Source organism: Fulvimarina uroteuthidis (genome assembly GCF_034321785.1).
Classification (GTDB): Bacteria; Pseudomonadota; Alphaproteobacteria; order Rhizobiales; family Rhizobiaceae; genus Fulvimarina; species Fulvimarina uroteuthidis.
In genome coordinates, this window is sequence record NZ_JAXLPB010000001.1 from 132,312 (window position 1) to 155,472 (window position 23,161).

Here is a 23,161-nt window from a genome sequence, read left to right on the forward strand (position 1 = left end):
TACCGGGGTCCTTGCAACAGAACAGGACAGATTATGGCGCAGCGCAAGCTCCTTCTTTTGCCGGGCGATGGAATCGGCCCCGAGATCGCAGCCGAAGTCTCGAAGCTGATCGCGATCCTCAACGATGTCGTGTCGGCCGGCTTCGAGACCGAGACGGCGCTCGTGGGCGGATCGGCCTATGACGATTGCGGCGAGGCTGTGAGCGATGCCACGATGGACCTTGCAATGGCCGCCGACGCGGTTCTGTTCGGTGCGGTCGGCGGACCGAAATGGGACGGCGTGCCCTACGATAAACGCCCGGAGGCCGGTCTCCTGCGGCTGCGCAAGGACATGGAGCTGTTCGCCAACCTGCGCCCCGCGATCTGCTACCCCGCTCTTGCGGACGCCTCGTCCCTGAAGCGCGAGATCATCGAGGGCCTCGATATCCTCATCCTGCGCGAACTCACCGGTGGCGTCTATTTCGGCGAGCCGAAGGAGATCGTCGATCTCGGCAACGGCCAGAAGCGCGCCGTCGACACCCAAGTCTACGAAACCTACGAGATCGAGCGCATCGCGCGTGCCGCCTTCGAACTCGCGCGCACCCGGCGCGGCAAGGTAACCTCGATGGAAAAGCGCAACGTCATGAAGACGGGCGTGTTCTGGAACGAGGTGGTCACGCGCATTCACCGCGAGGAGTTTCCGGATCTGACGCTCGAGCACGAACTCGCCGATGCCGGCGGCATGAAGCTCGTGCGCGCGCCCAAGCAGTTCGACGTGATCGTGACCGACAATCTCTTCGGCGACATGCTGTCGGACATCGCGGCCATGCTCACCGGCTCGCTCGGCATGCTGCCGTCGGCCTCGCTCGGAAAGCCCGACGCGGCGACCGGTCGGCGCAAGGCGCTGTACGAGCCGGTGCACGGCTCGGCGCCCGACATTGCCGGCCAGGGCATCGCCAATCCGATCGCCATGCTCGCCTCCCTCGGCATGTGCCTTCGCTATTCGTTCGCGATGAACCGGGAAGCGGACGCACTCGACGCGGCGATTTCGCAGACCCTCGAAGCGGGCATCCGCACCGGCGACATCATGGCCGAGGGCTGCACGAAGGTCGGCACGGGCGGCATGGGCGACGCGGTCGCCGAACGGTTCGAGGCCGCTCTCTCGAAGGCCTGACCCGTCTGGCGGTTCATGGCGCCAGCCTGTGCCGCGCGGTCAGCCGCAATCCCACGACGGAGATCCACATCAGCATCCAGCTTGGGTTTCCGCGTGAGAACAGGAAGGATTCGAGGAACGAGTTCAACAGCATGAAGGTCAGGATCATCAGGAACAGGTCGGCGGCGCGCTGATTTTCCCGCGCCCCGTCGCAACGGACATAGTCTGCGAGCGGCAGGAACAGGAGAACGATCACGCCCATGGCCAGACCCGGCCAGCCGATGGAGATCGCAAGGTCCAGATAGCCGTTATGGGCGTTGACGATGCCGCGCGGATCCCAGTTCAGTTCGAACGGCGGCTCCGCCGTCATGACGATCGGCCCCGGCCAGAACGATTCGATGCCGAAGCCGACCCATTGCCGCGTCTCCATCAGTTCGAGGGTGAAGCGCCACAGATCGGTCCGGCCGGTAAAGGTGGTTCCCGGAAGCACCCATTGCAGGAGAGTGTCGAGCGTTTCGCTCATGACCGAGCCGAGCGTCATCATGGCAAGGCCGGCGACGGCGCAGAAGACGAGCAGGGCGGCCAGGGACCGGCTTGCGAAGACGCGGCCCGCCAGCACCATGACCATCACGGCGGGAATCAGGACGAGGGTCGTCTTCGAGCCGGTCTTGTAGGCGAAGAAGAAACTGAGGGCCGCGATCAGGACCGCGGCCTTCCGATTGCCCGAGCGCCAGAGATAGAGGCCGACGAAGCCGAGCGCGGCCATGACCTGGCCGGCAATGTTCTTGTGGCTGTAGATGCCGCGCCAGAGGCCGGAATGCTGGCTTTCGATCTCGAAGCCCTGATGGATCGCGATGTCCGGCTTCAACAGGACGCCGTAATAGCAGAAACCGAGCACGGCGAGCGCCATCACGGTGAGGCAGAAACGGAAGGACCGGGCGTTTTCGGGCAGCGACAGGGCACCGGTCGCGGCGATCATCGCGGCGAGCGTGAACAGGCCCGAGCGAAAGGCGAGGTCCGGCCAGATGGAGTTCAGCGAGGACAGGAGGAGCCATGCCGCCAATACGAGCCAGGCCGGCCTGAGAAGCGTCAGGGCGACGCGCTTGTCGGCGAACATGAAGAGCCCGACGAGGGCCAGTGCCGCCAGCGCGCTGTAGCCGTATTTGTTGACCGGGTTCCCGTCGAGCGTGGGGATCGCCTCGTACGACATCGGAAACGGCTCGAGCGTCATCACGAGCACGGTCATCAGGGCGATTGCGAACAGCGAACGGCCGGCAGCGAGAAGACGCTGTTCCAGGGGAAGCTGGAGCTCGTAAGCCGGATAGGTGGATTGTTGCATGGGGCCGCGCATCGCCTGTTTCGAAACGACAGGAAACACGACGGCGCCTAAGACGCGGTAAACCCGCATCGCATTCACGCAGCAAACGGCCGTTCAGATCGCGACCCGGGTCGGGCGGTAAGATTACCGCTGCACGACGACCCGCGTGTTGCCCATTCCATGACGCTGGACGAGATTGTAGAACCGCTTGGCGTTGGCCGGATGCAGGCGCACGCATCCGTGCGATGCCGGACGGCCGAGGCGCGAGATGGCGCCGGTGCCGTGGATCGCGTATCCGCCGCTGTAGAACACCGAATAGGGCATTGGGCTCATGTCGTATTTGCGCGAATACCACATGCGATGGATGCGCTTCGGCTTCCAGGTGCCGGTGGGTGTGCGGTATCCTTTGCGGGCGGTCGAGACCGGCCAGTTGTAAAGCACCTGGCCATTGTGGATGACGGTCATTCGCTGTGACGAGAGGTCGACCTTGGCGATCAGGCGCGCTTCGGCGCCGTTTGTGAAACCAAGCGTCAGGAGACACAGCGCAAACGCCAGGCAAGCAGACATGTTCTTCATTCACGGCCTCCGGTGGGTGGAATTGCAGGTCTATGGACGGTCGGCTTTGCCGCTTTTTCGTCGCATCATGGCCTAATTTTCGCCAAAGTCCAGATCGTCCGAAAGCCATTCTCGACCGTGCCGGTTCGCGGCTGTCGCCGTCGCACGGCGAATGTTCGGCCGTTGCGGCATGGTGCCGTTCGCCGCAGCCGACGCAGATCGTGGAGACAGCCGCAAAGCCCGATCGGAACGGGCACCGGAGCGAAGATCCGCGGCAGCACGGCGAACCTGACGAGACCGGGTCCCGGCAGGACCTTCAGGAGAGGCGGCCATCGTTCCCGCGCGCAATCAAAGGCTCTCTTCCTAAGCCCACGAAATTATTTACCTCTCGGGGATAATGTTCGGACGGGACCATCGAACGCGAGCAGGCAAATCGTGCTGAACGCACTGAGACAACATGTTGCGGTCATCGCCGGGGGCATTGCGATTGCGGGATTCGTGATCGTGAGCGTCCTGTTCGTCGGCTCCTCTGCCGTTGGCGACATTGTCGAGACAGAAGTTGCCAGCCGCGCAGACAATTTTTCCGATCTTCTCCTGACCGAGCGAGGCGCGCTCGATGCCTTCATGACCGGCATCAGCCGGGCGTCCGATACCGAAGCCCTGATCCGGAAAGTGTCGAACCTTTCCGGCATCGAACGGTTTTCCCTCTTTGACGCGGACGGCAAGGAAATCTACCAGTCCCGCTCGGATCGCTACGGTTGGCTGATGCGCGATCGGCCGGGCGGCATGTCCACCGGCGATTCCCTGTCGGACAGCATCGTTGCGCGAAAGGGCCAGTGGCGGGTCTTCGTCAAGAACGAAAGCACGCGCCCCTCGGTGATCAAGCCGCTTTTCCGCGATGGCCGCCGCATCGGATTTCTGCAGGTCCAGGCCGACATCACCGCCGACCGCAGCCTCTACAAGAGCACGCTCTTCAAGGCGTTCTCGCTGACAGGGCTGATCCTTCTCGTTGCGACCGGCGTGCCGTTTCTGGCCTTCCTGTTCCGGCGCCGCAAGATCGTCGAAGCCGATGCGCGCATCGAATTTCTGGCCAACCACGACAATCTGACCCAGCTTCTCAACCGCCGCCGCATGCAGGAGGAGACGGACCGCATCATGGTCACGGCGCGCGCAACCCGCGAGCGCATGGCCTACATCTTCGTCGATCTCGACGAGCTGGGCGAGATCAATGCGAGCCTCGGACAGGCCAATGGCGACGAGGTGCTGAAGATCGTCGCCAAGCGCATCAGCTTCGCCTGCCAGAAGGACGATCTCGTCGCGCGCATCGGCCCGGACGATTTCGCCATCCTCAAACGCCGCCAGTCCAGCACCAACGATGTGCGCGCCTTCGCGCGCCGCCTCGCCAACGCGCTCGGCGAACCCATCGAGCAGTGCGGTGAGATCATCAAGCCGCGCATCTCGATCGGATGTGCCATGGCGCCGACCAATGGCCGCAGCCACACCGAACTCGTCAAGCACGCCGAACTCGCCCATTTCCGGCACAAATCCTCCAAGCAGGACGATCTCGTCTTCTTCGAGGCCTGGATGGACGAGGACAGCCATCGCCGGCGTAATGTCGAGGCGCAGGTCCGCCATGCCATCGAGAACGACGGCTTCGAGCTTTACTACCAGCCCCTGGTCGATGGCTCGACGCATCATGTCGTCGGCTTCGAGGCGCTCGTGCGGCTGCGCGACAACGAGAACAATCTGATCTCGCCGACCGAGTTCATCCCGGTCGCGGAAGCCCGCGGCTACATCAAGCGGCTTGGCACCTGGGTCATCCAGGAAGCAACGAGCCAGGCCGCCGCATGGCCCGAGGACATCTTCGTCTCCGTCAATCTTTCGACCGTCCAGTTCGCCGATGGCGATCTCGTCGGCATCGTCACGAAAGCGCTGGAGCGGGCCGGCATATCGGGACGCAGGCTGGAGCTCGAAGTCGTCGAATCCCTCGTTCTCGACCAGTCAGAAGCCGTTCTCGACCAGCTGAGAAGCCTGCGCGAGCTTGGCATCACCGTGTCCATGGACGATTTCGGAACCGGATACTCGTCGCTCAGCTATCTGTGGCGTTTCCCGTTCGACAAGCTCAAGATCGATCAGAGCTTCATGTTCGCCATGGCGAACGGCGAGAAGAAGGTGGAGCAGCTCGTCCGCACGATCGTCTCCATGGGCCATTCCATGGGCATGAAGGTCGTCACGGAAGGCGTCGAGACGGAGGATCAGGTGAGGATGCTGCGCGAATGCGGATGCGATCTCATCCAGGGCTATTTTTTCGGGCGCCCTGCCCCGGCCAACGAGATCGCCATGGAAACGCTGACGAGATTTCGTGCCCATACGGCACGAGCGGACGGTCCGCGGCAGATCGAGACGACACCCGCCCTCGAGGAGGTCGGTCGCGCCGGTTCGGGTCGCCGGGCATGATCCGGATGGTGTTCGGTCACACCGCCCGGCGTGCGGGAGAGCGGGCATGCCTTCGGCGTGCAGTTTCGGTGCGGCAAGACGACGAGGTTCAAGAATGGATGAAGCCTTCTGGCACGAACGGTGGAAAAAGGGTGAAACCGCCTTTCACGAAGGCAGGCCGAACCGTTTTCTCGTCGCGCACTTCGCCTCGCTCGGCCTCGCAGCCGGCGCGCGCGTCTTCATGCCGCTCTGCGGCAAGTCCGTGGATATCCACTGGATGCTGGCCGAAGGCTTCCGCGTCGTCGGCATCGATCTGAGCGCGATTGCGATAAGCCAGCTGTTCGACGATCTTGCCCTGACGCCGGTGCTACGGAAACAGGCGACCGGCGACGGCGAACTCATCCTCTCGAGCGCCGATCGCATCGACATCTTCGTCGGCGATCTGTTCGCACTCGACGCCGCATCGCTCGGACCCGTCGACGCCGTCTACGACCGGGCAGCCCTCGTGGCTCTACCGCCGCCGATGCGCGAGCGCTATGCGCACCACATCGCACGGATCACCAACACCGCCCGACAGCTCGTCGTGAGCTTCGATTATGATCAGGCGCTGTTCGACGGCCCGCCGTTCTCGGTCCCGCAGGAGGAGGTCGAACGCCTCTACGGGCCGTTCTACGAGATCGAAAACCTTCAGCAGGACAGGGTTCCGGGCGGGCTGAAGCGCCGCGCCGAGGTCGACGAAACCGCCTTGCGGCTGACGAAGCGATAGGGTCGCCGCCCGCCCGCCAAGGAACGGTTGCGACCAATCGGACCGGAGGCGCAGGGCAGAACAGGCGTCCGCCATCGAGACGAACGCCTTGCGGCACCGGATCTTATCCGGGCACCGGCACGGGAAAGCCTACCGAAAGGCGTCTGAGTGAGGAGGCGCGGAACCGCTCAGCGGTGCGACGCCCCGTCCCGCGATCCCTGAACCCTATTCGGCAGCGGCCTTCTGCGCCTCTCGCGAGGAACCTGCCGCGTCGGATTTCAGATGCTCGGCGAGCAGGAATGCAAGTTCCAGCGCCTGATTTGCGTTCAGCCGCGGATCGCAATGGGTGTGGTAGCGATCCGACAGATTTTCCGGCAGGACCGGCCTGGCACCGCCGATGCACTCGGTCACGTCCTTGCCGGTCATCTCGATATGAATACCGCCCGGATAGGTGCCCTTGGCATTGTGAACGGTGAAGAACGCCTCGACTTCGGCGAGAATGCGCTCGAACGGGCGGGTCTTGTAGTTGTTCTGCGAGATCGTGTTGCCGTGCATCGGATCGCACGACCAGACGACGCTGCGCCCTTCCCGCTCCACCGCATCGATAAGAGCCGGAAGGTGCCTGTCCACCTGATCGTGACCGAACCGGGTGATCAGCGTCATCCGGCCGGGCTCGTTCGAAGGGTTCAACTTGTCCAGAATGCGGATGAGACCGTCCGGATCCATGCTCGGCCCGCATTTGAGGCCGATCGGATTCTCGATGCCGCTACAATATTCGATATGGGCATGGTCTTCCTGGCGCGTGCGGTCGCCGATCCAGATCATGTGTCCGGACGTTGCGAACCAGTCGCCTTTCGACGTCGAATCCTGCCGGGTCAAGGCTTCCTCATAGCCCAGGAGCAGCGCTTCGTGGCTGGTGTAGAAATCGGTTTCCTGCAGCGAGCGATGGTTCTGCGCGTTGATGCCGATGGCGCTCATGAAATCGATCGTCTCGGTGATCCGGTCCGCGATACGCCCGTAACGCTCCGCCTCGGGACTGCCGGCGACGAAGCCGAGCGTCCACTTGTGAACGTTCTCGAGATTGGCGTATCCGCCCTGCGCGAAGGCGCGCAGAAGGTTGAGCGTCGCCGCCGACTGGCGGTAGGCGGCGACCTGGCGCTCGGGGTCGGGAATGCGGGAGCCTTCGTCGAAGTCGATGCCGTTGATGATGTCGCCGCGATAGGATGGCAAGGTCTTGCCGTCCTTGGTCTCGCTGTTCGACGAACGTGGCTTTGCGAACTGCCCCGCGATGCGCCCGACCTTGACGACCGGCTTGGAACCGGCGAACGTCAGGACGACGGCCATCTGCAGGAACGCGCGGAAGAAGTCGCGGATATTGTCGGCGCCATGTTCGGCGAAGCTTTCGGCACAATCGCCACCCTGCAGGAGGAAAGCCCGGCCCTGTGCGACTTCGCCGAGACTTTTCTTGAGCTTGCGCGCCTCACCCGCAAAAACCAGCGGCGGAAAGCTCTTCAGGCGCTCTTCCGTTCGAGCAAGAGCGTGCGGATCGGGATAATCCGGGACCTGCTCGATCGGCAGATTGCGCCAGCTCGATGGTGTCCACTCCTTCGCCATGCCTCGATACTCCCCAGAAACTTCTCATTGACAAGCGTTGCGCCTACCGCGCTTGTCGCGAAGGGTCAATGCGGGAACCGATCGCGACGCGACGCGACGTCCACCCCGCCATCCCGAATGTGGGGGTGTGCCTTACGGTTTGCGAGGCTTTGGCGGGAGCCGGAGGGGAAGCATCCACCGCGCGTCAGTAGCCCGAAAGTTCGCCCCTGATCACGTATGCCAGGATCTCGACCACCTGTTCGGGACGCTCCACGACGGCACTCGAGGCGGCGCAGACTTCCTTGAGGGCGTGCGCATGTTCGGGCCGGTGCATCACGATGAGGTTCTTGCCGAGCGCTGCCGCCATGCCGGCATCGAAAGCCGCGTTCCACTGCTTGTACTCTTCACCAAAGCGCACGACCACGATATCGGCGTTCTCGATGAGCGTCTTCGTGCGGATCGAATTCATCAGGGCACCCTTGCGGTCGTGCCACGCCTTGTCGGCTTCCGGCCCCAGAATGGCGACGCCGCAATCGTCGGAGGCCGCGTGATGGGTGACCGGAGCGGACAGGACCACCGGAAGCCCGGCGGCTTCGATGCCCCTGGCGATCTCCGTGCGCCAGTCCGTATGGATCTCGCCGGACAGATAAACCCGCCAGATTTTATCGGCCATCGCCATATGCCTTCCAACTCGTGTCGTTCGGTTCAACTCAGTTCGATCGCATGCGCACCGCGCGCATCGACGAGACTGTCGAACAGTTCCGCCTCGCCCGCCTCAAGCGGCACCGAACGCGGGTAGCGCGGAGCCGATCGATCGCGCAGCAGCCGGGTCTCGAAGCCTTCGGTGCGCTCGACGAAGCGCTTCAGCCCATCGTCGCCGTAGAGATCGCGGAAGCCCTGCATCACCGCATCGAGATAGCTCTGCAGGATCGCCGACCCCATCTCCGCCGCATCGCTCGCGCCGGGCGACGCCTCGTAGATATAGACGGGAACGCCCGGAAGCGGCGCGTCCTCGATGGTCAGCGCATCGGGATCGATGACCTGCCGGTTGTAGCCGGCCTCGCGCTCGTCGACGCTCGGAAGATGGTCGGCCAGATCGTAGACGACGACGCCGTGGATGGATTCGGCCGCATGCGGATGGACCGACAGCAGCGCCATTTCGGCCGCCGGATCGCGCGGCTGCCAGAAGCGCTGCCAGCCCTTGGCCTCGGCCCGGCGAATGGCGAGGAACTTCGTGCGCAAGGTGCGCGGGTTGACCAGGGAACCATATCCGAAATAGGCGACCACGCGTCCTTCTTCGGCGAGCCGCGCCAACTCCGGCGAATCGGGATGGATGGGGGGCTTGGGTGCCATGTCAGCCTTCCACCCTTTCGCCCTTCCTGAGAAGGTAGCTCGGCTCGTACATCGTCACCAGTTCTTCCGCGGCGCTCGGATGCAACGCCATCGTCGCATCGAACTGGCTCTTCGTCAGGCGCGCCTTCACCGCAATGCCGAGGACCTGCGCCAGTTCGCCGGCGTGGGGACCGAGCACATGGACGCCGACCACGCGATCGCTCGCCCGATCGACGACGAGCTTCATCATCATGCGCTCGTCGCGGCCCGACAGCGTGTTGACCATCGGCTTGAAGTCGGTCTTGAAGATCGCGACGTCTTGGAACGTCCTGGCCGCCTCGGTCTCGGTGAGCCCCACGGTCCCGATCTCGGGCTGTGAGAACACGGCGGTCGGGATCGTGTCGTAGTCTGGCCTGGTCGGATTGTTCCGGTACACCGTCTCGACGAAGCACATCGCCTCGTGGATCGCGACCGGCGTCAGCTGGACCCGGTTGGTGACGTCGCCGACCGCGTAGATGTTCTCGACAGTCGTGCGCGAATAATCGTCCACCTTGATGCCGCCGCGCTCGTCGAGTTCGACGCCGGCGGCCTCGCAGCCGAGATTTTCAGTGTTCGCCTTGCGCCCGATCGCGAGCAGCACCTCGTCCGCATCGAGAACCTCGCCATTGTCCAGAACGGCTTCGAACCCCCCGTCGGGCTTGCGGCGCACCTCGGAAAAGGTCTGCCGGCACCGGACGGACATGCCCTTGTTGCTCATCTGCCGATGCAGGCCGGTGCGGATGTCGTCGTCGAAGCCCTGCAGGATCTCCTGTCCCCGGTAGACGAGCGTGACGTCGGTTCCAAGCCCGAGGAAGATGTTGGCGAACTCCACGGCGATGTAGCCGCCGCCGAGGATCACGAGCCTTTCCGGCTGCTTCTTCAGGTGGAACAGCTCGTTCGACGTCAGGCAGTGTTCCGCTCCCGGCAGGTCGGTATGCGGATTGGGCCGTCCGCCGACCGCGATCAGGATCTTGTCGGCGCTCACAACCGTGTCGGTATCGGTGAGCCTGATCCGGTTCGGACCTTCCAGAACCGCGCGGCTCATCAAGGTCTGGACGCCGGATCTTTCCAGATTGGAGCGATAAAGGCCCTCCAACCGGTCGAGCTCGCCGTCGATATTGGCGACGAGCGTTTCCCAGCTGAAATCGCGCGAGCCGACATTCCATCCGAAGCCCGCCGCATCCTCGAAATGCGCCGAGAACTGCGAGGCATAGACCATCAGCTTCTTCGGCACGCAGCCGCGAATGACGCATGTTCCGCCGTACCGATACTCTTCCGCGATCGCCACGCGCTTGCCGGCTTGTGCCGCCCGCCGTGCCGCGCGAACGCCGCCCGAACCGCCTCCGATAACGAAAAGGTCATAGTCATGGGTCGTCATCGTGCGCGTCGTCCTGCTTTCATCGGCATGCGGCCAACCTCCGGTCGGACGGCATTCGTGTTGCGTCTCGGGTATTCGGTGATGGACGCGCCTATTGGGGGGTCGCGCCGGTGTCTTCGGCGGGCGCGGCCGGCGCGGCGCCGTCCTCGGCGGCCGGAGCGTTGGCCTGATAGATCTCGTTCATGCCTTCGAGCGAGGCCTGGCGCAGATCGCGCAGGATGCCGTTCGTCCAGACATTGGCCGCCCCGAGCGATTCACGGGCCGCCTTCGGCCCTTCGGTCAGAAGCTTCTTCCCGGCCTCGGTGCTGTAGAAGTCGGCGATCTCGTTGAGCTCCGCCTCCGAGAACAGGCCCGCATAAACCCGTGCGACTTCCGTTTCGAGCGCCGCACGGCGCGGCGCAAGGGCGATCGCCTTGTCGTCGACCATGTTCGAGATTTCGGTCTGGAGGTCGGGATTGTTGGGAATGAACTCCGCCTTGGTCTGGGTCGCCGCGGTCAAGAGGATGGTGTCGAACTCTTCCGTCGCGCCGATCGCCTCGATCGCCCGCCTCGCGGCACTCAAATGGCTTTCGGAAACCGGCTCGGCCGCAGGCGCTGCGGCAGTGGAATCGGCGGCCGGCGCGGCAGGGGCGGCGCCGGTGTCCTGCCCGAGCGCCGGGGCGGCGAGAAGCACCATGCCGCTCACGGCGAGGGCGCCGAACGTCGAAACAAAATTCGTCTTGCGCAAGAGATCAATCTCCTTCCGTTGGTCGGGCGCCCGCAACCGTTCCGCGCGCGTCCCGCCGTTGAAACCATGTCATGTCGAGGTCGGCGATAAGGAGGTCCGCGTCAAGCGTTCAACATCTCGATACCATCCGGGCCGGCCAGAATTGCCATGCTGGCCAGGTTGAGGAACAGGCCGTGTTCGACGATCCCCGGGATCGTCGCAAGCGCTGCGCTGAGGGCTTCTGGGTCCGGAATGCGGCCAAAAGATGCGTCGAGAATCAGATGCCCGCCATCGGTGATGAAAGGTTTGTCCCCGGATTTGCGCAGCACGATCTCGCCTTCGAGGCCGAGGGTCTCGGTCAGGCGGCGGATCGCCATGAACGTCGACGTCAGCCCGAAACCGTTGACCTCGATCGGCAGCGGGAAGGCACCGAGCGTCTGGACCTTCTTCGAACTGTCGGCGATGACGATCATCCTGGCGGAAGAGAAGGCGACGATCTTCTCCCGCAGCAGCGCGCCGCCGCCGCCCTTGATCAGCCGCAGGTCGTGATCGACCTCGTCGGCGCCGTCGACGGTGACGTCGAGGATCGGCAGTTCGTCGAGCGTCTTCGTCGACACCCCGAGTTCCCTGCAGAGCGCCTCGGTGCGCTCGGACGTCGCAACGCCCGTGATCGCGAAACCGGCTGCGACATGTTCGGACAGAACCCTGACGAACGCCTCGGCCGTGGACCCGGTCCCGATGCCGATATTCATGCCCTCTTCGAGTTCGGCGAATGCCGCTTCCGCAGCTTTCCTCTTCAAGGACGTAGCGTCCGACATCGATCGTCTCCTCTGACGGTTCCGTGCCGTCCGGCCATATGGTGACGGTCCGGTTCGCACGTCCATGCCGCTTTGCGGCGTCCAGGCGTTGAGATAAGTCTGATCTCGCTCTTGTCGACAGGTGCGCGGTTTCAAACTTGCCCCATATGCGACTGTCGCGCATCCGGCAGCCCGGCCGCCGGGACTGCGCGAATACGAACGACGACATGTAAACCAAAACGGATATGCAGACGGATGACGAAGCTTGCGGTTTTCGATCTCGACGGCACTCTGGTCGACACCGCACCCGATCTGACAGCCAGCCTGAACATGTGTCTTGCGGCCGACAGGCTCGCGCCCCTGCCCGTCGATCTTGCGCGACCCCATGCCGGCCACGGCGCCCGCAAGATGCTCGGCTTCGCCTACGGGCACCACGGCCGCGATCTTCCGGACGCCCTGGCCGATGAGCATCTGGAACGGTTTCTTTCCCACTACGAAGCCAACATCGCGGACCTGTCGCGGCCGTTCCCCGGTGTCGTGGCCGCGATGGATCGCCTGTCTCGTTCGGGATGGTCGCTGGCCGTCTGCACCAACAAGCGCGAGAGCCTCGCCGTCAAGCTGCTCGACGCGCTGGATCTGTCCGATCGCTTCGTCGCGATCTGCGGACAGGACACGTTTGCCGGCATGAAACCGGACCCCGCCCATCTCGGCGGAACCATCGACCGGGCAAGGGTGCCGCGCGACCGGGTGGTGATGATCGGCGACACCATGACGGACGTCGCGGCGGCGCGCGCCCTTTGCGTTCCCTGCATTCTGATGGATTTCGGCCATGCCGAGATCGAGGCCGGGCGCAAACAGGTCGCCGCCGTGCTCACCGACTACGATCAGCTGACGCCGACGCTCGCCGACGCCCTTCTCGAACCCGAGCCGTCGCCGGCCGGGCGGTGAGCATGGCCGGCGCGGAGAAGGCGCTCAGGCCTGCTTTTCGGGAACCGTGACGGTCAGCCCGTCGAGCCCGTCGCGCACGATGATCTGGCAGGACAGGCGCGAATTGGGCCGCTGGTCGAACGCGAAGTCGAGCATGTCCTCTTCCATCGGCTCCGGCTGCGGGAGCTTGTCGGCCCAGGCTTCGTCGACATAGACGTGGCAGGTGGCACAGGCGCAGGCACCTCCGCATTCCGCCTCGATACCCGGCACGTCCTGGCGCACCGCGTTTTCCATCACGGTGGTTCCGCTTCTCGCGTCGACTTCCATGCGATCGCCTGTCGGCGTGACATAGATCACCTTGGGCATGATATCCGCTTCCCGGTCCGTTTGTCCCCGCGGCAGCGACCGGTATTCGGTTCGCCCGCTTCCGCGGAGCTATCGACAAGGCGCGGGCGCCTGTCAACCGCGCGCCAGAGCCCGGCGAACATCGGCGCGCGGCGGTGTTTTCGCAGCGGCCGGGCGCCTCAGCAGAGCTCCGAGGCGAATTTCCGCGTCGCCGTCATGTGATCGATCAGCTTCGTCAGCGCCAGCTCGTTCGAGGGCCCGTCCTCGAGACGTGCCGCCGCATCGGCGAGCGCGAAAGCCCCCACATTGCGGGCGGTACCCTTGAGGCCGTGCGCCAGAATGGCCCGGTCACGCGACGGCAGAAGGCGCAACTGCGTTTCGGCGAGGCGGATCTGCCGTGCGAGCATGGCAAGGACGTTGCGCTCCAGCGCGCGATCGCCGCATGTCTGCGTCGCCAGATGGACGAGATCGATCGGGCTCGACGAAGACGGGCGGCGTTCGGTGACGGGCATCGACGGACCCTCGGGGTATTTCTGATTGGACGCAGCGGACATGACCGACCCTTATCGCAACGGCTTGGAAACCGATCCCCTCGCCGCCCCGCGACGCCTGAGACGGAGCATGTGAGCGGGCGGAATCGGTCAGCTCCGGATGTTCGAGCGTGCGCCCTTCGGATCACCAAAGCGTTAACGGAGCGACGCCGGCTGCCGCGCCGGGCGAGCGCGACACGATCGACGCGCCGGGGAGAACCAGCGTCCAGGCCGGCCGGCCGATCGCGTGGAAGGCCTGGATGGGCTAGAGTTCGAAGTGTGCCTGCGAACAGGTTAACCTTCTTCTTAAACTTGTTGGAACATCGCGGTTTAACAGTTTCTTTCCGGTTTTGGGGCCGGTACGATAGGGGTTACCATGGCGCCGGGCTCCCGCAACCCGATGCCGGGGTCGTCTGGGTGGAGGTGTCTCCGCAAGATTCGGGGTTCGATGGGTGCGAACGGACGTTCGCAAACGAGGTCGATCGCGAAAATTGAGTAACGAGTATGAAGGCGTAACGACGATGGCGAAGTCCAAAGCCTACGATCCTCTCTCCGACGAAGCCGTGAGTGAGCTCGAGGCCGTTTTGGAAGCGGATCTCAATGCCTGGTCCGAAGAGACCGGCGACGCGAGCGCCCATATGGAAACGCCGCAGAATCCGGAGACGACCGAGGTCGACTTCTCGATCGAGGATTTCGAACGCCAGCTCGGCGAGACGGCGAACGAATTGCGCGCAGAGAACATGGCGCCCTCCTGGGATGACTATCCGTCGCCGGACGAGGTGCCGATCGCGCTGACGCCGGCAGCCGCCGCACCCTCGGCAACGCCGGTTCCGCCTGAAGCGCCGAGCGCGCCGATCTCGCAGGCGGCCAACCAGGATTCCCATGCCAGGGGCTTTGCTCCGTCATCGGCGGCGAGCGCCGAGGAGTCCGGGCCCTCGCATCCCCACCGGGCAGCGAACGACGAAGAACGCCGATCCGCCATCATGGCCGACGCGCTCCTGTCCCGGCGCGCCTCGCAGGCGCCCCTCTGGGTCGCCACCGGCGTCTCGGCCCTGTGGGTCGGGTTGACCTGTCTTGCCGCCTATCAGCTTTTCGGCGACCGGCTGTTTCCGCTCGATCGGGCCCTGTCCGATCCCGAACAGACGACGCTGCTGACGCTTCTTGCCGCCGCCGGCATCATTCCCGTCCTCCTGGTCTTCGCGTTCGCCGTTCTCGTGCGCCGCTCCGGCGATCTCCAGCTGATGAGCCGGTCCCTGGCCGAGGTCACGTTCAAGCTCATCGAACCGGAGACGGTCGCCAGCGAGCGCGTGGCGAGCGTCGGCCAGGCGGTCCGCCGCGAAGTGTCGTCTCTGGGCGAAAGCGTCGAGCGCGCCCTGTCGCGGACGATGGAACTGGAGAACGTCGTTCATGGCGAGGTCTCCGCGCTCGAGCGCGCCTATGCCGACAACGAGGCGAAGATCCGCACGCTCGTGCAGGATCTCGGATCGGAACGCGAGCAGATGCTCTCCCATGCAGAGCGCATGCGCTCGTCCGTGGTCGGCTCGCACGAACAGCTCGTCACGGACGTCGACCAGGCCTCCGGCCAGATCCTCCAGCGGATCGAGGAAGCGTCGGCCCGGTTCACCGCCCTCTTCGAGGACCGCTCGCGCGCGCTCGCCGAGGATTTCACGCAGCGCTCCGACACGATGGCGAACCTCTTCGACGACCGGTCGAGCGAGATCAGCAACCGCCTTACCGCCAACAGCGAAGACCTGATCCAGCGCATCACCCAGAGCGGCGAGCAGGCGACCGAAACCCTGCGCCTGACGGGCGAGAGCGTGTCGGGCGAGCTCGATTCGCGCCTTTCGGCCATGAGCGAGCGCTCGGACCGATTGATGGAGCGACTGTCCACGATCGGCGAGGATATCGAGAACCGCATCCAGACGTCCGAGGCGCGGATCGGTGCCCTGCTCGAAAGCCGGGCCCAATCCCTGACCGCCAGCACCGACGAACTGGCGACCCGGCTGACGGCGATCGGCCAGGAAATGGAACAGCGCCTCGTCGCCTCCGGCGAAGCGATCAGCGGACTGCTCGCCAGTCGCGCCTCCAATCTCACGGGAGAGAACCAGCAGTTCCTCACCGACCTGACATCGGCTCTCGACGAGCGGTCCGTCGCCATGTCGTCGGAAACCCGCAATTTCCTGTCGGGCCTCGAGGCCGCGTTCGAGAACCGGCTGCGCGAGCTGGCCGAAAAGAGCGGCGGCTTCCTCGGCGATCTCGACCGGGTCATCGAGCATCGCAGCGAGGAACTCGACGGCAAGACGCGCGGGCTGATCATCGACATCGACGGTCGCCTGTCCTCGCGCACGAGCGAATTCGACGAGAAGTCGACGGCCCTCGTCGACCGCCTCGAGCATCAGGCGCGCGAGTTCGATCGCCAACTGATGGCGACGGGCGAATCCATGACCGGCCTCTTCGAGGCCCGCGGATCGGCGCTGACCGACGAAAGCGGTCGCTTCCTGTCCGACCTGGCATCCGTCTTCGACCAGCGCCTGCAGGGCCTTGCCGGCGAAGCGCAGAATTTCCTCGCCCAGCTCGACGGCGCCTTCAACGAGCGCCTGCGCGAGATCGGCGAGCGCGACGCCGACTATATCGGCAAGCTCACACGGAGCATCGACAGCCGCCGCACCGAGCTGGACACCCAGTCGGAACGCTTCCTGGCGACCATCGAGGAAAGCCTGACGGAACGCACAACGCGCGCCGCGCTCATGCTGTCCGACACCAATGCCCGCACGATCGGCGATCTCGACGCGCGCCTCGAGGCGATCGACCGCACGCTTTCCGAACGGGGCGGCGGACTGGTGGACGCGCTCGACGCACGCGCCAACATCATCGCCGATGCAGCGCAGCGGATCTCGGATTCCCTCGAGAAGCGTTCGCGTGAATTCGCGCAGGCGCTGGCGGAGCGCGCGCAGGAGATCGTCGGCGCGTTCGAAGCCGGGCACCAGATGATAGTCACGCGCACGGACGATGTCATGCGGTCGAGCGAACAGGTCATGGACCAGCGGTCCTTCGAACTTCGCGCACTTCTCGACGAACGTCTGTCGGGCCTCAATTCTCTGCTCGACGCCGGCTCCGGCGGGATCGTCGCCGCGTTCGAGGCCGGAAACCGGAACTTCTCCGAGCGCGGCGAGGACGTTCTGGCCCAGGCCCGCGCCCTGTTCGACGAGCGCAACGCCCAGGTGTCCAGCCTGATCTCCCAGCGCATCCTCGATCTCGGGGAGGCGTTCGACGCCCAGCAGTCGCGCTTCGACGGGAAGGCGCAGGAGATCGGCAGCCTTCTCGACAACCGGATCGGCACGTTCAACGATGCGCTCGACGAGCGCTACGCCCGTTTCGACAGAACGTTCGGCGACCGCCAGTCGACCTTCGAGAACCAGGCCGAATCGCTCCGTTCCGTCCTCGAAGAGCAGCTTGGAAACCTCGGCGGTCTGCTCGCGGCAAGTTCGGGCCTGATCACGGGCTCCTTCGACGAACGCCAGCGCGAATTCGAACAGCAGGCCGATCAGGTCCGCGCCGTCTTGGACGCGCGTCTGGAAAGCCTCTCCGCCATGCTCGACGCGCGTGCCGGCGCGATCTCGAATGCGTTCGAGGGTCGCCAGTCCGCCTTCGAGACGAAAGCCCGAACCGTCGCGAACGATCTCGACGAACGCCTCGTCGAACTCGGATCGTTGCTGGATTCGCGCGGCGGCCAGATGGCCGGCGTCCTCGACGATCGCCGCAACGCCTTCATCGAATCGGCCGACATCGTTCGGATCACCATCGACGAGCGGCTGGCGGGGCTTGCCGCGATGCTCGACGAGCGCTCGGGCGCGATCGCGAGCTCGATCGACGAGAGACGTGGCATCTTCGATGCGGTCGCCGGCGAACTCCGCGACGTCCTCGATCGACGCCTCGAGGGTCTGAACACCCTTCTCGCCGACAGTTCCGGCGCCATCAACAGTGCCTTCGAAGCCAAGCAGGGCGAGTTCGATCGCCGCGCCGATGCCGTTCGCGCCTATCTCGACGACCGGCTCGGCGAGCTCGGATCGCTGATGGAGGCGCGGTCCGGCCAGATGGCCGGTCTGTTCGACGACCGCCGGCACGCCTTCGACGCGAAGGCCGAGGAAGTGCGCTCGCTCCTCGACGAACGGCTGGAATCCCTGTCGGACATGCTCGACCGCCGCCGCCAGGCGCTCGGCGATACGCTCGACGAGAAGCTGCACGCGATCGACACGTCCACCGGTTCGAAGATAGAGGCGCTGCAACAGCGCAGCGCGATGATCGGCGAAGCCCTCGCCTCGGCCGTGGGCAATCTGGAGAAGCTGCTGCAGAATCGCCAGAACCAACTCGAGCAGATCCTCGGCGATCGCGGCGCCGATCTCGAGGCGAGCCTTGCCCTCAATGCCCAGACGCTCCTGTCCGGCATCGAAGGTCAGTCCGGCCAGATGAAGACGGCTCTCGAAGAGACCGTCCTGCGCGTCGAGGCGCTGATCGGCATGGCGGACGGCGTCATGGCACGCGGCATCGACGAAAAGCAGGAAGACCTCGCCCGGTTCCTGGACGAGCGCGGGCGCGCGATCGAAGCTCTGGTGGACCGCACACGAAACTCGCTCACCGACAATCTCGACGGCCGCATCGAACAGATCGCCGGCCTCCTGTCCGATAGCTCGATGCGCCTGAACCAGTCGCTGGAAGACCAGGGCAACAGCCTGATCTCGACCTTCGACGAACGCTCGAACGCGCTTCGCGGCGATCTCGACGACCGCACCGCGATCCTCTCCTCGATCACCGAGGAAGTGCGCGAGCGCATGTTGTCCGCCCTCGACGAGCGGATCGGTTCGATGCGCGGCGGCTTCGATACGCTCGCCAGCGAGATCGCGGCCGACGTTTCCCATAAGGTGGATGCTCTGGCGGCGGCCATGGAAGGCGCCCGCAATGCGATCCGCGAGAGCATCGACAGGCAGACGGAGCTGTTCCGCGACGAACTCGACGAACGCTCCAGCGCCTTCTCCGTGCGCATCGGCCAGAGCACCAACGGCCAGATGGAGAAGATCGAGCAGGCGCTGTCGATGATCATCACAGGTCTCGACGAGCGGACCGATCGCATCCGGGAAGTCGCCCAGTCGGCCGAAACCCGGCTCGTCGACGATCTCGACAACCGTGCTCGCACGCTCGCCGATCAGGTGGCCGGACGGGTCCAGCTGGCCGAGGAAGGACTTCAGGTCCGCGCCGAAAGCCTGCGTTCCATCATCGGCGAGGCGCAGCGTCTTCTGGTGGACGGTCTCGACGAGCGGCTCGGCGCACTCGCCGCCCTTGTCTCGGCGTCCGAAACCTCGATCCTCCACGGCCTCGACGAGCGCCGCGATGCCATTGCCAGCGAACTGTCCGGCGGGCGCGCGGCGATCGCACGCACGATCGAGGAGCGCGTCAACGAGATTTCCGAATCTCTGCTTGCGGCCGACCTGAAGCTCTCGACCATCCTCGACGAGCGCCGCGACAGCTTGACATCCACCCTCGAAGAAGCCTCGCGCGCCGCCGCAGCGACCCTCGGCGATCGCAGCGACGAGGTTCGCCGCGCGATCGACGAGAGCGTCGCGAACGTCTCGACGGCGCTGGAAGAGCGCCGCGGCGAACTGGTGTCGGCTCTCGATCTCGGCTCGACCTCGTTGAGCCAGGCGCTCGACGACCGCACGGCCGCCATCTCGACGGCGCTGGAGCGCGGGCTCGGTAATGTCGAGCGGACGTTGAACGCCCGGGCCGGCGCGATCGCGGACACGATCCGCGAGACCATCGCAGAGGCCATGCAGACCATGCAGACGCAGGTGGCGGAGGCTCGCGAGGGCCTGCAGGGAGAAACGAGCCGGATGGCCGAAAACCTTTCCGGCATCGAAACCCTGTTCGCCGCATCCGGCGATGCCGCGCGCCGCCAGATCGAGGACGAGGCGAACCGTCTCTCCGAGCGCCTCGCATCGCTGGCCGCCGATCTTGCCGCAAGGGCGAACGAGGCCCAGAGCTCGCTCACCGACGAAGGCAACCGGATCGCCGAGAACATCTCAGGCGCGACCACCGCCCTTCAGACCCTGTCGTCCGAATCGCGCATTCGTTTCTCGGCCGAAGCCACGGAACTGTCGCGCACCGTCGCGGGACTTGCGGGCGAGCTGAACCGGGAAGTCGCGGGCGTTCAGGAAGGCCTGGCGGCCCAGCGCATGGCGCTCGCGGACGCTCTTTCGAACGTTTCGATGCAGGTCGCAGGGGAGTTCGAACAGAACACCAGGCGCTTCGAGGAATTGATGCGCTCGGTGGAAAGTCGCGTGGCCGATACCTCCAGCGAAAGCCGAGACGTGCTGCGGGCGCAGGCCGAAGCCATCGCCGCGGAAATCGCGAACGCGGCGAACCTCATGCGCAGCCAGGCCGAAACGAGCCAGGCCCTCCTGCGAGACAATACGGACGAATTGGCTCAGCGGATTTCCGGTGCATCCTCGAAGCTGCGTGCCGAAACCGACAATGCGGCCAAGAGCTTGGAAGACCGCGCGCAGCGCTTCTCCGAAGAGCTTTCCATCGTCTCGGTGCAACTTGAGGAGCTTCTCCAGTCGAGCGCGCTCGGCGACGGGCTTCGCCAGGCCACGGAAACCGTGCGCACGGAGATCGCCAATGCTTCCGCCTCCCTGCGCCTCGAGGCGACGACCATCGCCGGCGAACTGCGCGGCGACGTGGTGAGCTTGTCGCAGTCGTTCGTTCACGACGCCGAACAGGCCCGCGCGGAGCTCCTGTCCCGCAGCGCGGACATGTCCGGCCAGTTCGCGACGATTTCGGAAACGATCCGCAATCAGACCGAACAGGCGCGTCTGCAGCTTATCGAAGCGGCCAGTTCCGTCGGCGAGGAGCTGTCGAACAAGATGGGCGAGAGCGAGCGCCAGATCGCCGCGCGCGCCCGTATCCTGTCGCAGGATCTGGAAGCGCGTACCCGTGACATGGCCGCCATGTTGTCGGCAAGCTCCGGCGAAATCGCCCGCATTCTCGACACGGAGCTGACGGAGCGTCTTGGCGCGAGCGAACGCGGCATCACCGACCGGGCCCGTCTCCTCGGCGAAGAGCTCGAGGGCCGCACCCACGAGCTGACCAATGTCATGACCGCCCAGCGCACCGAGCTCGTCCGGCTTCTTCAGGAAGACGCCCAGCCGCTCGTCAGCCAGCTTTCGAGCCGGGCCGAGGAAACGATCATGGCGCTCAACCAGGCGTCGGAAAGCGTCATGGCGGCGTTCGACGAACGGGCCCGCGACGCCGCGGCCGACGTCTCCGACCTGCGCGAGCGCCTGTCGGGAGAGATCGGCGCGCTGCTCGGCCGCCTTGGCCAGACGTCGGGCGACCTTCGCGGGCTCGTCGAAGAAAGCGCCACCAATCTGGGCGCGATCGACACCTCGCTCCAGCAGTCCGGCGAGCGCTTCACCGCCGTGGCGGAGCAGGCGTCGAACCAGATCGCCCTCACCGCCCGCATGCTCGAAGACAATGTCGACAGGCTCGACAAGATGTCGATGGGGGCCTTTTCGAAAGTCGCCTCCGTCGTCGATCGCTTCGCCGAACACAGTGCGGCGCTCGGCGAGGTCGTGCGCCAGATCGAGACCGGCGAAGGCCGCCTGAAGGAAACGCTGGAAGGCGGACGCACCGGCCTCGAGGAACTCGCGAGCGCACTCGTCGCCCGCTCCGAGAATATCGGCGGCACGCTGCGCTCCTTCGAGGACCTGATGACGAACCTCTTCGATCGCACGGAAGAGCGCTCGCGCGAGATCTCGTCGCGCCTTGCCTCCGACATGGGCGGAACGCTCGAGGAAGCCGGACGGCAGATCGACAGCACGGAGCAGCGCTCCCGCGCTGCCGCCGACGCGATCCGCTCGACCGTGCGCAGCGCCATCGAGGAAGCGACGCAGCGCTTCGAAGGCGCGACCGAGGAGATCCGTCAGACGGCGTCCGCGATCCGCGACGAAATGGCGGCGGCGCGCTCCGAGATCAAACAGGGCGTCTTCGAACTCCCCGAGGAAACCCGCGAATCGACGGCGACCATGCGCCGGGCCGTGTCCGATCAGCTCCGCGCCCTGCGCGACCTGTCCGAAATCGTGCAGCGGACCGGAGGCGCGCTCGACGTCGCACCGATGGCGGCGATAGCGGCCGGCAATGCCGCGGTAAGCGCGTCTTCGCAAAGCCGGCCGACACAGCGTCCGTCGACCGCGCCCCGGAGCGCGCAGCCGGCCCCGGACGCGAGCCCCGAGCCGCGCCGTGCGGCACCGCCGGCTGCCCGCGCCGCTTCGCAGTTCGACGACGAGGATTTCGAGGAACGGCTGGCGGCATCCTTCCTGACCGACGGCAATCTCGCCCGAGACCTGCGCGGATCGGACACTGGCGGCCAGAGCCAGGCCCGTGCCACGCCCGAGCAGACCGCCTCGTCGCGGACAGGGCCGTCCCGCGGCCAGGGCAGTGCGCCTTCGAACCTGCGCGGCAGCACGGCTCTCGAAGTCCGCCCGCCGTCCGGCCCCCTGCAGGGCCCGCCGCCGGCGCCCGCCACGCCGGCTGCGCCGCCCGCGCGTTCAGCGCCCCCTTCTGCGTCTTTTGAAAAGCCGCAGCAGCCGGAGCCGACCGTCGCCGAGCGCATGGGCGAGGATCGGGCGTCCGAGCCGCAAGGGCCCGGCTGGGTATCCGATCTGCTGCGCCGCGCATCGCGCGACGACGAGCCATTGCCCAAAACCGCGCCCGTCGGGGCTCCCCAGTCTTCGGACAAGGGTCAACAGCTCGGCAGCCTCACCGGCGAGATCGCCCGCGCGATCGACGCCCGTACGGCGGCCGATCTCTGGGAGCGGTATCGGCGCGGCGAGACGAACGTGTTCAACCGCCGGCTCTACACGATCCGCGGTCAGCAGACGTTCGATACCGTGCGTCGACGCTATCAGCGGGAGGAGCAGTTCCGCGCCGGGGTCGAGAGCTATATCGCGGACTATGAGAAGTTGCTCGCCGAGGCTGCGCGCAAGGATCCGGACATCGACCTGACCACGGCCTACCTGACGACCGAGAGCGGCAAGGTCTATACGATGCTGGCCCATGCTGCGGGCAAGCTCGACGGCTAGATCGACGGCGGGTCGCGCAGGATCGCCGGACGCTGGGCCGCAGCGGCTGCGGTCATGGGCGGCCCGACAAACCGGTCCCGGTTTTCGCACGTCCTGTCGGCGAGACGCGGGCGCGCCGGGCATCGCGATCGGACCCGGTCGCAAGGGACGAGGCGCCCGACCGGGCGTCGAACTGGGGGTCATGCTCAGTTCGCC

General features: G+C 65.5%; 15 protein-coding genes. 5 read left to right on the forward strand and 10 right to left on the reverse strand.

Features of this window, described 5'->3' with window-relative positions; genetic code table 11:
* The first annotated feature begins 33 nt into the window (after nucleotides 1–33).
* Complete coding sequence (leuB, locus tag U0C82_RS00575) at nucleotides 34–1,152, forward strand: 3-isopropylmalate dehydrogenase (protein WP_322184830.1); 1,119 nt, start codon at nucleotides 34–36, stop codon at nucleotides 1,150–1,152.
* A gap of 13 nt (nucleotides 1,153–1,165) precedes the next feature.
* Here the strand turns inward: leuB and U0C82_RS00580 are convergent, their stop codons facing one another.
* Together U0C82_RS00580 and U0C82_RS00585 are read right to left on the reverse strand one after the other, a co-directional pair.
* Entirely contained in the window at nucleotides 1,166–2,470 is a 1,305-nt protein-coding gene (locus U0C82_RS00580) for an O-antigen ligase family protein (RefSeq protein ID WP_322184832.1), read from the reverse strand.
* A gap of 123 nt (nucleotides 2,471–2,593) precedes the next feature.
* Nucleotides 2,594–3,016 (reverse strand): L,D-transpeptidase, encoded by a 423-nt coding sequence (locus U0C82_RS00585; RefSeq protein WP_416186614.1) that lies wholly within the window; start codon nucleotides 3,014–3,016, stop codon nucleotides 2,594–2,596.
* Nucleotides 3,017–3,508: 492 nt separating this feature from the next.
* On the opposite strand from U0C82_RS00585, the gene U0C82_RS00590 reads away from it, so the two are divergent.
* Together U0C82_RS00590 and tmpT are read left to right on the forward strand one after the other, a co-directional pair.
* A complete protein-coding gene (locus U0C82_RS00590; protein WP_322184836.1) occupies nucleotides 3,509–5,461 on the forward strand; it encodes a putative bifunctional diguanylate cyclase/phosphodiesterase in 1,953 nt (650 codons plus the stop codon).
* A gap of 94 nt (nucleotides 5,462–5,555) precedes the next feature.
* Nucleotides 5,556–6,206: a thiopurine S-methyltransferase gene (gene tmpT, locus U0C82_RS00595; protein WP_322184838.1), complete on the forward strand. Its 651-nt coding sequence runs from the start codon at nucleotides 5,556–5,558 to the stop codon at nucleotides 6,204–6,206.
* A gap of 204 nt (nucleotides 6,207–6,410) precedes the next feature.
* On the opposite strand, the gene U0C82_RS00600 is transcribed toward tmpT, so the two are convergent.
* From U0C82_RS00600 to rpiA, 6 genes are all read right to left on the reverse strand, one after another.
* Nucleotides 6,411–7,799 carry a class II 3-deoxy-7-phosphoheptulonate synthase gene (locus U0C82_RS00600; protein WP_322184840.1) on the reverse strand — a complete coding sequence of 463 codons (1,389 nt, stop codon included), beginning with the start codon at nucleotides 7,797–7,799 and terminating at the stop codon, nucleotides 6,411–6,413.
* Between the two features lie 184 nt (nucleotides 7,800–7,983).
* Nucleotides 7,984–8,451 (reverse strand): YtoQ family protein, encoded by a 468-nt coding sequence (locus tag U0C82_RS00605; protein WP_322184842.1) that lies wholly within the window; start codon nucleotides 8,449–8,451, stop codon nucleotides 7,984–7,986.
* Nucleotides 8,452–8,483: 32 nt separating this feature from the next.
* Complete coding sequence (locus U0C82_RS00610) at nucleotides 8,484–9,131, reverse strand: gamma-glutamylcyclotransferase family protein (RefSeq protein ID WP_322184844.1); 648 nt, start codon at nucleotides 9,129–9,131, stop codon at nucleotides 8,484–8,486.
* 1 nt (nucleotide 9,132) lies between these two features.
* A complete protein-coding gene (gene gor, locus U0C82_RS00615) occupies nucleotides 9,133–10,527 on the reverse strand; it encodes a glutathione-disulfide reductase (protein WP_322184846.1) in 1,395 nt (464 codons plus the stop codon).
* A 91-nt stretch (nucleotides 10,528–10,618) separates the two neighbouring features.
* Nucleotides 10,619–11,254: a DUF2059 domain-containing protein gene (locus tag U0C82_RS00620; protein WP_322184848.1), complete on the reverse strand. Its 636-nt coding sequence runs from the start codon at nucleotides 11,252–11,254 to the stop codon at nucleotides 10,619–10,621.
* Between the two features lie 101 nt (nucleotides 11,255–11,355).
* Nucleotides 11,356–12,051, reverse strand: coding sequence for a ribose-5-phosphate isomerase RpiA (rpiA, locus tag U0C82_RS00625; protein WP_322184850.1), 696 nt, complete (start codon nucleotides 12,049–12,051; stop codon nucleotides 11,356–11,358).
* Between the two features lie 234 nt (nucleotides 12,052–12,285).
* On the opposite strand from rpiA, the gene U0C82_RS00630 reads away from it, so the two are divergent.
* Nucleotides 12,286–12,978, forward strand: coding sequence for an HAD family hydrolase (locus U0C82_RS00630; protein WP_322184852.1), 693 nt, complete (start codon nucleotides 12,286–12,288; stop codon nucleotides 12,976–12,978).
* A 24-nt stretch (nucleotides 12,979–13,002) separates the two neighbouring features.
* Here the strand turns inward: U0C82_RS00630 and U0C82_RS00635 are convergent, their stop codons facing one another.
* Together U0C82_RS00635 and U0C82_RS00640 are read right to left on the reverse strand one after the other, a co-directional pair.
* Nucleotides 13,003–13,323 carry a 2Fe-2S iron-sulfur cluster-binding protein gene (locus U0C82_RS00635; protein ID WP_322184854.1) on the reverse strand — a complete coding sequence of 107 codons (321 nt, stop codon included), beginning with the start codon at nucleotides 13,321–13,323 and terminating at the stop codon, nucleotides 13,003–13,005.
* 158 nt (nucleotides 13,324–13,481) lie between these two features.
* A complete protein-coding gene (locus U0C82_RS00640; RefSeq protein ID WP_322184856.1) occupies nucleotides 13,482–13,814 on the reverse strand; it encodes an Hpt domain-containing protein in 333 nt (110 codons plus the stop codon).
* A 539-nt stretch (nucleotides 13,815–14,353) separates the two neighbouring features.
* On the opposite strand from U0C82_RS00640, the gene U0C82_RS00645 reads away from it, so the two are divergent.
* Nucleotides 14,354–22,966: an apolipoprotein A-IV repeat region-like domain-containing protein gene (locus U0C82_RS00645; RefSeq protein WP_322184858.1), complete on the forward strand. Its 8,613-nt coding sequence runs from the start codon at nucleotides 14,354–14,356 to the stop codon at nucleotides 22,964–22,966.
* Nucleotides 22,967–23,161: the final 195 nt, after the last annotated feature.

Coding starts and splice junctions, on each gene's coding strand:
- U0C82_RS00630 (WP_322184852.1), top strand. CDS start 12,286: ATGACGAAGCTTGCGGTTTTCGATCTCGACGGCACTCTGGTCGACACC.
- U0C82_RS00580 (WP_322184832.1), bottom strand. CDS start 2,470: ATGCAACAATCCACCTATCCGGCTTACGAGCTCCAGCTTCCCCTGGAA.
- tmpT (WP_322184838.1), top strand. CDS start 5,556: ATGGATGAAGCCTTCTGGCACGAACGGTGGAAAAAGGGTGAAACCGCC.
- U0C82_RS00640 (WP_322184856.1), bottom strand. CDS start 13,814: ATGCCCGTCACCGAACGCCGCCCGTCTTCGTCGAGCCCGATCGATCTC.
- U0C82_RS00610 (WP_322184844.1), bottom strand. CDS start 9,131: ATGGCACCCAAGCCCCCCATCCATCCCGATTCGCCGGAGTTGGCGCGG.
- U0C82_RS00600 (WP_322184840.1), bottom strand. CDS start 7,799: ATGGCGAAGGAGTGGACACCATCGAGCTGGCGCAATCTGCCGATCGAG.
- U0C82_RS00645 (WP_322184858.1), top strand. CDS start 14,354: ATGGCGAAGTCCAAAGCCTACGATCCTCTCTCCGACGAAGCCGTGAGT.
- gor (WP_322184846.1), bottom strand. CDS start 10,527: ATGACGACCCATGACTATGACCTTTTCGTTATCGGAGGCGGTTCGGGC.
- U0C82_RS00605 (WP_322184842.1), bottom strand. CDS start 8,451: ATGGCCGATAAAATCTGGCGGGTTTATCTGTCCGGCGAGATCCATACG.
- U0C82_RS00635 (WP_322184854.1), bottom strand. CDS start 13,323: ATGCCCAAGGTGATCTATGTCACGCCGACAGGCGATCGCATGGAAGTC.
- leuB (WP_322184830.1), top strand. CDS start 34: ATGGCGCAGCGCAAGCTCCTTCTTTTGCCGGGCGATGGAATCGGCCCC.
- U0C82_RS00585 (WP_416186614.1), bottom strand. CDS start 3,016: ATGTCTGCTTGCCTGGCGTTTGCGCTGTGTCTCCTGACGCTTGGTTTC.
- rpiA (WP_322184850.1), bottom strand. CDS start 12,051: ATGTCGGACGCTACGTCCTTGAAGAGGAAAGCTGCGGAAGCGGCATTC.